The organism is Nocardioides sp. P5_C9_2, assembly GCF_054049555.1.
The window spans coordinates 1-3,162 of the sequence record NZ_JBFUMD010000452.1 but is presented as its reverse complement, the minus strand read 5'-3'; the positions used below and the strand labels follow the sequence as shown (position 1 = coordinate 3,162).

Annotated in this window: 5 protein-coding genes; 1 reads left to right on the top strand and 4 read right to left on the bottom strand. The window is 71.1% G+C overall.

Annotated elements, in window-relative coordinates:
* Window positions 1-265: cytosine permease (locus tag ACXJKL_RS17960; protein WP_457208371.1), on the bottom strand; the 265-nt coding region annotated here is incomplete at its 3' end.
* 72 nt (window positions 266-337) lie between these two features.
* On the opposite strand from ACXJKL_RS17960, the gene ACXJKL_RS17955 reads away from it, so the two are divergent.
* Entirely contained in the window at window positions 338-913 is a 576-nt protein-coding gene (locus ACXJKL_RS17955; protein ID WP_457208370.1) for a YdeI/OmpD-associated family protein, read from the top strand.
* Between the two features lie 21 nt (window positions 914-934).
* Here ACXJKL_RS17955 and ACXJKL_RS17950 read toward each other — a convergent pair whose 3' ends face one another.
* The 3 genes from ACXJKL_RS17950 to ilvN all read right to left on the bottom strand — a co-directional run.
* Window positions 935-1,660 (bottom strand): DsbA family oxidoreductase, encoded by a 726-nt coding sequence (locus ACXJKL_RS17950; protein WP_457208369.1) that lies wholly within the window; start codon window positions 1,658-1,660, stop codon window positions 935-937.
* 62 nt (window positions 1,661-1,722) lie between these two features.
* Entirely contained in the window at window positions 1,723-2,751 is a 1,029-nt protein-coding gene (gene ilvC / locus ACXJKL_RS17945) for a ketol-acid reductoisomerase (protein WP_457208368.1), read from the bottom strand.
* A 49-nt stretch (window positions 2,752-2,800) separates the two neighbouring features.
* Window positions 2,801-3,162 (bottom strand): acetolactate synthase small subunit (gene ilvN, locus ACXJKL_RS17940; RefSeq protein WP_457208367.1); only part of this gene is annotated, 362 nt, incomplete at its 5' end.

Here is a 3,162-nt window from a genome sequence, read left to right as displayed (position 1 = left end):
CGCGCTTGCCGGCGATCGCGATGACGCCACAGAGCGCGAACGACACCACGATCCCCACGACGGCGACGACGGCCGCCTGCCAGAACGAGATGCCGAAGCCGAGCACGAACGAGCCGTAGCTGATGCCGAAGACGCTCACGTTGGCCGCGAACCACGGCCAGAAGAGGTCGGCCGGGCGTGCCGTCCGGTCCGCCTCGTCGATGATCTCGATGCCCGTCGTCTCGACTCCGAGGGCGCGGGTCTGCTCCAGCGTGCGGTCGCTCATGTGCTCATCGTGCCGTACGCCGCCGGGACGGGATCGCGACGAGCCCGGAACCGGTGTGCGACGCTGGCCGGCATGGGCGTGCAGGACGAGGCGGAGGACATCGAGCCGCGGAGCGTCGAGGAGTGGTCGGCCTGGCTCGTGGCCCACCACGGCCGCGGCAGCGGCGTCTGGCTGGTCTCGCGTCGACGGGCCGCCGACCGGGCGGTCTCGTACGAGGACTGCGTGGTCGAGGCGCTGCGCTGGGGCTGGGTGGACTCGACCCAGAAGCCGGTCGACGACCAGCGGACCCGGATGTGGTTCGCACCCCGCCGACCCGTCAGCGTGTGGACCCGGCCCAACAAGGACCGGATCGCCCGCCTGGAGGCGGAGGGTCGCCTCGAGGCACCCGGCCGGGCCGCTGTCGAGACCGCTCGGGCCAACGGCAACTGGACCCTGATGGATGCGGTCGACGACCGGGTCGTGCCCGAGGACCTGGCCGCGGCCTTCGCCGCCCATCCCGGGTCCCGGGACCACTGGGACGACTTCTCCCCCTCGGCCCAGAAGCAGATGCTGGCCTGGATCGTCACGGCGAAGCGCGACGAGACCCGTGTCCTGCGCGTGGAGGCCACGGCACAGGCCGCCGCGCGCGGCGAGAAGGCCTACGGCTGACCCAGCAGCGTGGGCGAACGCCTACGGCTGGGGTACGGCGCAGCCGTCGGGGCCACACGCGTCACCGGCGTCCCCCGCGCCTCCCACCATCTGCACGGCCGGCGTGCGCTCCGACCAGGCCCGCTCCAGCACCTGGCTGAAGGTCTCGGCCGGCTGGGCCCCGCTGACGCCGTACTTCTCGTCGATCACGAAGAACGGGACGCCGGTGGCACCGAAGCRCTGCGCCTGCTCGATGTCGGCCCACACCTCGTCGGCCAGCTCGTCGCTGCCGAGCACCCGGTCGACCGCGGACGCGTCCAGCCCGGCCGCGACGGCTACCTCACGGAGCACGGCATGGTCGGCCACGTTGCGCGCCTCGACGAAGTACGCCGTGAGGAGCGCCTCCTTGAGCATCCCCTGGAGCGCCGACCCGCCCTCGTGGTGCGCCAGGTGCAGGAGCCGGTGCGCGTCCAGGGTGCCGACACGCAGCGAGTCGTGGTGGCGCCACACCATGCCCTCCTCGGCGGCCACCGCCTCGACCCGGTCGATCATGTCCCTGCCCGCCGCGGGGCCGCCGCCGTACTTGCGCCCCAGCGCCTCCGCGACGGTCTCGACTGGTACGTCGGGGGCGCCGGGGTCGAGCTGGAAGGAGTGCCAGACGACCTCCACATCGGCGGCGTGCTCGAAGCCCGCCAGGGCCGTCTCGAGACGGCGCTTGCCGATGAAGCACCAGGGGCAGACCACGTCGGACCAGATGTCGATGCGCATGGTGTCCCGAACGCTCGACGGACCCCCGGATGTTCCCGGGGGTCCGTCGGATCGCACGTGGGTCAGCGGGTCGCGGTGCCCTCGACGTAGTCGGAGTCGTGCGACTTCACCCAGGCCATGAGCTTGCGCAGCTCGCGACCGGTGGACTCGATCGGGTGCTGCTCACCCCGGGCGCGCAGCTCCTTGAACTCCGGCGCGCCGGCGTCCTGGTCGTCGATGAAGCGCTGCGCGAACGCACCGTTCCTGATGTCCTCCAGGACGGCCTGCATGTTCTCCTTCACCTGCGGGGTGATCACCCGCGGACCGGAGACGTAGTCGCCGTACTCGGCCGTGTCGGAGACCGACCAGCGCTGCTTGGCGATGCCGCCCTCGTACATCAGGTCGACGATCAGCTTGAGCTCGTGCAGGCACTCGAAGTAGGCGACCTCGGGCTGGTAGCCGGCCTCGATGAGCGTCTCGAAGCCGTACATCACGAGCTGGGAGGCGCCGCCGCAGAGCACGGCCTGCTCGCCGAAGAGGTCGGTCTCGGTCTCCTCGGCGAAGGTCGTCCTGATGCCGCCGGCGCGCAGGCCGCCGATGCCCTTGGCGTACGACAGCGCGAGGTCCCAGGCGCTGCCCGAGGCGTCCTCCTCGACGGCGACGAGGACCGGCACGCCGCGGCCGTCGACGTACTCGCGACGGACCAGGTGGCCGGGGCCCTTCGGGGCGACCATGAAGACGTCGACGCCCTCGGGCGGGGTGATGTAGCCGAAGCGGATGTTGAAGCCGTGCCCGAAGACGAGCGTGTCACCCGGGGTGAGGTGCGGCTCGATCGACTCGGCGTAGACGTGGCGCTGCACCTGGTCGGGGGTGAGGATGACGATGACGTCGGCCTCCTCCACCGCCTCGGCGACGTCGAGGACGCGCAGGCCCTCGGCCTCGGCCTTGGCGCGGCTCTTCGAGCTCGGCGCGAGACCGACGCGGACGTCGACGCCCGAGTCGCGCAGGCTCAGCGCGTGGGCGTGGCCCTGGCTGCCGTAACCGATGACGGCGACGTTCTTGCCCTGGATCAGGGACAGGTCGGCGTCGTCGTCGTAGAACATCTCAGCCACTGGTGGCTCTCCTTCTGGTTGGGACGTGCAGGATCGGGAAGGGTTTCGATCAACCGTCGGACACGGCGGGCGCCGGGACGGGTACCGGTCGGAGGCTGCGCTCGCTGATCGAGCGCGAGCCACGGCCGATGGCGACCATGCCCGACTGGACGAGCTCGCGGATGCCGAAGGGCTCGAGCACCCGCAGGAAGTCGGCGAGCTTGTCGGAGTTGCCGGTGACCTGGATGGTGACCGCGTCCGGGGCCACGTCGACGACCTTGGCCCGGAAGAGCTGTACGGCGTCGAGGACGGCGCCCCGGGTGGCGGCGTCGGCGCGGACCTTGACCAGCATCAGCTCCCGGTCGATCGAGCCGGCGTGGTCGAGCTCGACGATCTTGATGACCTCCACCAGCTTGTTGAGCTGCTTGGTCA